At 42.1% G+C, this 7404-nt stretch carries 7 protein-coding genes; all 7 read right to left on the bottom strand.

The features are described 5' to 3' along the window. Positions 1 to 123 precede the first annotated feature (123 nt). Positions 124 to 1395: a Dyp-type peroxidase gene (locus PX481_RS19665; protein ID WP_288024163.1), complete on the bottom strand. Its 1272-nt coding sequence runs from the start codon at positions 1393 to 1395 to the stop codon at positions 124 to 126. A 68-nt stretch (positions 1396 to 1463) separates the two neighbouring features. Further along, a complete protein-coding gene (locus PX481_RS19660; RefSeq protein WP_043999400.1) occupies positions 1464 to 2474 on the bottom strand; it encodes an L-dopachrome tautomerase-related protein in 1011 nt (336 codons plus the stop codon). Positions 2475 to 2568: 94 nt separating this feature from the next. Then, positions 2569 to 4530, bottom strand: coding sequence for a galactose oxidase early set domain-containing protein (locus PX481_RS19655; RefSeq protein ID WP_288095572.1), 1962 nt, complete (start codon positions 4528 to 4530; stop codon positions 2569 to 2571). Between the two features lie 14 nt (positions 4531 to 4544). Beyond that, entirely contained in the window at positions 4545 to 5522 is a 978-nt protein-coding gene (locus PX481_RS19650; protein ID WP_288024157.1) for a sugar phosphate isomerase/epimerase family protein, read from the bottom strand. Positions 5523 to 5634: 112 nt separating this feature from the next. Beyond that, the gene (locus PX481_RS19645) at positions 5635 to 6024 is read right to left on the bottom strand and encodes a DUF4904 domain-containing protein (RefSeq protein ID WP_002762506.1); all 390 of its coding nucleotides are present in this window, start codon (positions 6022 to 6024) and stop codon (positions 5635 to 5637) included. Positions 6025 to 6058: 34 nt separating this feature from the next. After that, the gene (locus tag PX481_RS19640) at positions 6059 to 6532 is read right to left on the bottom strand and encodes a YybH family protein (RefSeq protein WP_002762504.1); all 474 of its coding nucleotides are present in this window, start codon (positions 6530 to 6532) and stop codon (positions 6059 to 6061) included. 194 nt (positions 6533 to 6726) lie between these two features. Next, a complete protein-coding gene (locus tag PX481_RS19635; protein WP_288095575.1) occupies positions 6727 to 7278 on the bottom strand; it encodes a TIM barrel protein in 552 nt (183 codons plus the stop codon). Between the last annotated feature and the right edge of the window lie 126 nt (positions 7279 to 7404).

Below are 7404 nucleotides of genomic sequence, written 5' to 3'. Positions count from 1 at the left end.
TTTAGGAGTTGTCAAAACAAAGCGAAAATCAACAGTCAAGCTGATTGTAGCACCTTTTCCTGACCGGCAACGAAGTAGTCCCCAATTTTTTTTCAATAACCCCTTGACAAATTACACACAAGCTTAACTTCTCACCAATGGATCGGGACCAACATTGACTTGGACAAAGTTTTTCGGATTAGCCCATCTTGCTTGCATAAAATTAAATTGATTTTCAATACTAGATTGAAAGCAAATGAACAGTAATCCTGAGTCCTTTTCGGGTTCTTTTGTGGCATCATTTTCTCCATAACTAACTGCCCGGCGGGTAATTCGGTGGTTTTTTTCGATCTTTAAGGCTTCGTTAAAACCGGGAGAAGACTCCACTATCCCCGTATCTCCCCGAGGGTTTGTTTTGCGAATGTGGGCGTGAAATGGGCACTTTGTCGCCGTTTGATCCTGATCGTAATTGAAGTTGTTAGTGGGTGTAACTGGAGAAGTTGGCATATCCGAGAGAGTAACTGGAGTTCCGTCCTGGAAACGGCCCACAATCAGGGCTCCTGCTAAGTCATCGTTGATGTTTAGAGTTTGAGCTAGTTGGTGCTGATCCTGGCGAAATGCTTTCACATTTTGTTCAAGTTTTCGATAAACCAAATAACTACCATAACTATCTTCAGTTCGTCCATTAGGATCCCTGACTAAAACAACATCTAGAGATGCCCGCGGATCCCATTGTTTAAAATCCCGGTCATCGCGTAGTGAGTTGTGAATATCTCGCTTCAAAAATAAAGGCTGACTCACACCATCAACAAAGCCAAAATGCTCGATGATTTGTCCGGCTTGATTTCTTAAGATAAAGCCATTATCTCGATGAACAATTTCAGCTATTTGGCACAATTGTGCCTCTATTTTCTTGACGGCTTCCGATAAATCGAGGATACTGTCATCGGCCACCAGTATTAAAGCGTCAATTTGAGTTTGAAAGCCGTTTTCCCACTGGTCAACCGGTGGATCTCCTAAAAAACTTCTGATGTCATCATTTTTCATCCCCATGCGAAATGGCTGATCTGAGGGAATTTGGTAGGGTTCGATTTTTAGGTATTCATAACCCTTACGAGATAAAAAGAAATTGGCAAACAAGCCACCCGATACTTGTTTGGTTCGGTATAGATGAGCCTCATCTGACTGTTGTTTAGCAGATTTTAGATATTGTTGGGCAAAAGTTTGAATCCACGTTCTGACTGGATTAGTCAGATCTGGTTTGAATTGTAAAAACAGATGGGTGCTATAGTCTCGTCCATGTCCCCGAAGAATATTGCCTTGTAAATCTTCCAGTAAAATCTGGTATTTACCAAGCTCTTCAGGATCAATGCCATTTTCTGGTAAGGTGTTTAAGTCTGCTTCTGTAAGTGCCATCGATTAACTCCTCTATTTAGGTTACAGTTTTGACAAGTTGAAACTAAATATTTTTACCGATTTATACCTCACGATTGCGAAAGTTTTAGACGAAAAATATAATAAGGTGGATGGGAAGAATCTTCCCCTGCGTTGAGAGGTGGTGAACGATTTAATTGATTACAATCCACATATAAATAACCATCGGATCCCAAGGTTAAACAATCAGTCCAAGACAATCTTTCATCATTTACTAGCAGTTGGTAGCGGCGATCTGGTGTAATCACCCCGATGCCATTAGCTGCTAAGTCTCCCAGATAAATATTGTTGTCTTGGTCAATAGTAATACCGTCACAAATTGGCTTATCGCTATATCGTTCAATTTTACTGCCCAGTTCAGCTTCACTTAAATTGGGGTTGCTCAGATCCTCACTCCGAATACGATACATACTGGTATGGTGCATTGGGCTTAAATAAACCCATTCATTGGCTGCATCTAAAACAATGCCATTGACACCCAAATGAGGACGAATCAAACTTCCATCAGATTGTTTAATTTGTACCGGTGTTCCATCAATCACCAGATCGATATCTTCTGGTATAATACCGGGGTATCCTTGCAAAATACGAGAAGCTAAGCCCGTTTTCAAATCAACCCTAATCAAAGCCGCTAATTTTTCTGGAGCCGGATCGGAAATATAGACGAAATTACGGGTCAGATCTATGACCAAATCATTAACAAAAGAATTATTGAGAGTGATTGGTGGGGGCAAATAAATTACCCGCGCTAATTGATTATTTTGGGTATCCCAAGCAACCAGTTTAGGGGTTGACTGGCTTTGATTGGCATTATCTAACATCCACACAGTTCCCTTAGCATCTGACTTGATACCTAAGACGGTATCAAGGGTAATAATTGTCCCGTCCGACTGATTAGGAAACGGGATTAAACCGTCTTTAGTTAATTCCGCTACCCGCATTTCAGGGTTATAAAATTGGTGCAGGCTAAGAATAAGCCGGCCATCTGGGGTTAGGGTTATGTTACCTGGAGCAAAGGGCAATTCTGCCACTACTTCTAAGCTATCAGATAGATATTTCATCAGCAGAATTTCTCCCAATTGATCAAAAAGAGTATTTTTTTTAATCGAAAACTTTCCTTGATTATTGTGCCTTGGATTGCCGATTTTTAGCACCTCAAGCCCCAAGCTTGACCATTTTGGCGTGAGATGGCTTACCCACATCATTAAGGTAGAACATCATGTAGTAGCCCGGTGGGTAAAGATTGGGACTGATTGACACTTTAAAGTCAATGGCAGACTCATCCCCCAAAGTGACCTTTTCTACCGCCAAATCAGCTAATCTTTGCCCAAAATCAAAAGAATGAGTGACTGAACCGAGTTTAACTAGAACTAGAGAGCCTTTTTCCGTGGCGTTCTTTACAGAAATGCTACCAGATTGGCCGTAGTTAAGCTCTTCAGTAGCTTTGACAATTTCTGGGCGAGGACCAGACTTAAATAAATAAGGAGGACTGAAGATCTCTCCTTGCCAAATTTCGGCTGGAACAAAAGGTTCTTTATCATTTTCCACGAAATAATGCTGAGGATCTTGATAAAAAGTATTGAGGTCAAATTCTTCAGGCTTTCCTGATTGATCATGCAGCTTGGCAAATTTAAAAAAGCTAGTCTGATCCCCTATAACGTTTACATGAACCGTGCCGTCTTTTTCCCTGGCAGCGCGGTTAGCATTGCCACCTAATACTAGGACACGGGCATCTGGTAATAAAACTGCGCCATTATGATATAACCTGGGCAATTTCGCCCGCTCCAAGCTCTGGGTTTTATACCCGGCTGCTGCGGTTGCATCGGGAGTCATCAATAAAGGTTCGTAAACGGGTAGGTATTCGGGATATTCACCTCCATTAACCACTAAAATTTCTTTAGTGGGTAAAATCACCGCTTGTAAGTTAGCTCTGGGGGTCTTGAGGAAATCGGGGAATATTTCCCATTTACCATTCTTTTCGCGACTGTTTGCTGGAGAAACCCAATGTTGTAAACTAGCGACGACTTTAGCGCCTGGAAAACCCGAAGTATTACCTCCTCGGCCAAAGGCAATACTATTAGTACCAATGATGCCTCCTAGTAACAAGACATCTTCGGAGTTAGGCACTTGTAGGGCGGTCCCGTAAGCCTTGCTGGTTTCTGCCCGGTCTGGCCCTACTTCAAAACTAATAGATAATTTTCCAGTTGCGTCTTCTTTAATGCTCATCAAATAGCTTTTTTTGCTGGAATGTGGCACTAAAACTCCGGCAATACCGGCTTCATCTCCTGTGAGCAACAGCCGTCCATCGGCTAGAGGAAAAACCCGGGGATAGAGGTCTATACTATCATAAACATCTCCATTTTCTACTTTAGTATTAAAGGGACTGTTTTTGATAGTTGTAGGATCAAAATAAGAGAGGTTTTCGGTTTTGGGATCGTAAATTTCGATACTGGGATTGATTTGATTAAGACCTCCCCATTTTAAACCGGAAAGAATCACTACTTTACCATCATTCAAGGAAATTAAACTCGGATACCAGCGTCCTTCTTTCATTTCCCCTAAGTCTTTCCATTTCCTGGTTTTCCAATCATATAAATTGAGTTGTTTTGTTCCCGTAAATGCACCGCCAGGATAATAACGTCCTGTTCCCCCCACAAATAAAACGTTTCCGTTCGCTAACTGTACATGACCCACACAAAAGAGATCGTTAGTTGTCCCGTGTTGTATGGCTGGGGGTGAGGGAATGCGTTCAACTTTACCTGTTTCGGGATCGAGCAGCCCTGTATTATTGACTACGTCGTAGTTTTTGACATCCACTCCCTCGGTAAATTGCGTAAATTGATCTTCTCCATTTTCTTTAACTACCAGACTGCGAAAACTACTGCCATTGACCATCAAAACCTTACCATTGGGTAAGACTATAGTATGGACAGACTGCATTCGATTTTCTGGCGGTGGCATGGGTAAGGTTTCCCACATTCCCATGATTTCTGGGTTTCCTTTTAAGGGAGCGGCAATCGCATTTTCCAAGCCACAAATGGCAATTCCTAATGCTAAAACAAATACCAGAAAGACTGAGATAATTTTAGCTTTTTTATCAGATAAACTAAAGCCCATATTACCTCTTAAGTTTAACGATAGCTGTTGATTGTTTCAACAATTTCTTGGCGTGTCGCTTTAATAGCAAGATCAGCAATATCATAGGCACTGGGATATTCATTGGCTGCATCTTCTCCCGGAATCCAAAACTTGCGTCGAGTCAGGCGCAATGAGTTAGTAAAAGCAGGAATAGCATTGAAAATCTCAACCGCCATTGGCCCATGATAAACCTTGAGAATTGGTTTTAAAAAAGATTGCCAAGGTAGCCAACTGGTATGAATGGCACCGCGATCTGGAGGAGACACCTGGATATAGTGGAGTCTTTCCTGTTCAGCAAGATACTTAACTTGTTGCTCAAAAATCTCAGGACCTTCGCCATCGAGAGTTTCATGGGCGCTATCGATTACCACTCCTACTTGTTTACTAGGAACCTCCTCCAAAAACTCAATTAATTGCGATAATTTGTTCGGTCCAGATGTTTCCCAGTGGGTGATCGGTTCGATCGCTAATTTGACATTCTTGCCCTTTGCATATTCACCTAACTGATTAAGAATCGGTTGAGCGTTCTCATAGCGACCTTTTAAATAATCCTGAAGTTGATCACTCCAGATAGGCTGTTTGGTGGATTCTGTAACTGGAAAAAGACCGTAAGGGATAACAATTGGACCCATCATGATATTACCCCTTAAAGCGGCGGTGATATCAACCCGTGACTTAAGATAATCTAGAGCTTCTTGTCTTATGTCAGGGTCGGGAGAACTGGGATCGAAGCTAGGGGTAGCCCCCACATTAGTAGAAATTTTTACCTCTGTCAATCCTTCGCTGTCTAGATATGACCTTAGTTCAGTATAGTTTTTAAGATCATCCTGAGCATAATTTGTAGTTCCTGGAGGCGGAGGTGCAATGGGAAACTCGAAACCAGTGTAACCAAAATCTTGCAGTTTTTTGATATGTTCAACAACCGTTTTTCGATATTCCGAGTTATCGGGCTTTAGATCGGTAGTAAACATGAAAAAGCTTAGGTAAATATCAGGCTGAGACAAGGAGGAAGATTTGCTCATTTTTGCTATTCCCGATGATGATTTTTTTTGATTCAAAAGTCAGTGTGAATTGAAAAACGAATTAATAGCCGTTGCCCGTAAGCCATTGAATCAATCCCGCTGGATTATCGATGACCGCTTTGGGATCGAACATCGGCCAAATATAGACAAGTCCTTCTTCGTCAAGACGGAAGAAATTGTGCAGGGTGTATAGAGTGCCTTTTGTTGTTTTCATCTGCCAGACCCCACTTGCCCTCGGGTATTCAATGGTAATTGACAGGACATTTACCTCTGAGACGCGAGTAGCAACACCGCTTACAAAGTTTGACACATCTTCCGTCCCGTTGATAGTTCTCTCACTGATCGGGCTAAGAAACTGTATCTGAGAAGAGAACTGCACCTCAGAGAAATCGCCAGTTCCGAAGGCACGGAAGTAGTTGTCAATAATGTGGCGATATTCTTCCTTATCCATTTTAGCTGTCTCCAAAAATGAAAGGTTTACAAAATTATTCCGGTTTATTATTCCAGATCTGGCGACTAATTTTCCAAACATCTTGCTCTTTTTTCATTAACCATAATGCCCGAAACTTAACGGACCTTGATGGGCTGCCATCTTTCGGGCGAATTGTGGCTCGAGAAATTCCTATGACATAACCGAAATCGCCCATAACCTTGATTTCTTCAGCAGTGAAAATAGGATCGATGTCGTTCTGTGCAATCTGTTCGGCAAACCCTTCAACTATTTCAGCAATTCCCGATCGATCGGGGACTCCAGGTGCCATCCAAAGGGCATCTTTTGTGTACATATCGGCGTAAGCAGATAGATCTCTCTCCCTAACATTGGTGGGATAGACTTCTTCAAATACGCTTCTGATTTTTGCGTGATCACTAGATTCCATGAGAGAGTATCCCATTTTGGATTGTGGATTTTGGATGGGGGGAGCGTCTGCATGAGAGAGTTTCAGGAGAAATTTTTCCATCTGTAAAAGGCAATGGTGAAAATGGGATGCTCCCTTTGATCATCTTTTGATCATCTCCCCCGCAATGGCCAAGTCAAACCGTAACCTGTCCAGAGAACTGGAATTTCGCAGGCAAGTCCCTAAGCTTTAAAAGTATTGCTAGGCAGGCATCCTAGCCGCAAAAACAAAACTACGGTTTTCCCTGTGGATGGGGTTTATAAACCCGTCAGTTTGCGCAGATATGTGCGAGCGATTACCGCGTTTTCTAAGGGATTTGTTTTGTTAGGATCTTGTTCTGCCTCGACCACTAGCCATCCTTGATAATGGGCTTTAGCAAGCTCTTGTAAGATGGGAGGAAAATCAATGGCACCTTTGGGGTCTCCCGGAACGGTAAACACCCCCTTCTGGATCGAATCTAGAAAGCTAATACCATCTTCTTCGGATTTATCTAAAACAGATTGGCGAATATTTTTTAGGTGAACGTGCTTGATCCGGTTAGCATATTTCTTGGTAACAGCTAAAGGATCAACTCCCGCATAGTATAAATGACCCGTATCAAGAAGCAATTTGACATTTTCTGGAGTGGTATTGGCCATTAACTTATCGATATCTTTGAGGTCTTGTACTCCCGTCCCCACATGGGGGTGGTAGCACAACTGCATCCCATTTGCCTTAGCTATTGAACCAAGTTGGTTTAATCCTTTAGTCATTTGCTGCCATTGCTCATCCGTAAACCGTGGTCGATCTTTTAAAGGCTCTTCGGTAATTGTTATGCAATGGACGGGGGTTATAAGGGATGGAACCCTTATATAGAAAAGCATTTAGCGATTTTTGTCAATTGTTTTTGCTCTAGAGCGAACTAATCAATTAAGTCTCTTGCCAGATAAGGATTT

Source organism: Microcystis sp. M53603_WE2 (assembly GCF_030065435.1).
This window is presented reverse-complemented; position numbering and strand designations above follow the sequence as displayed.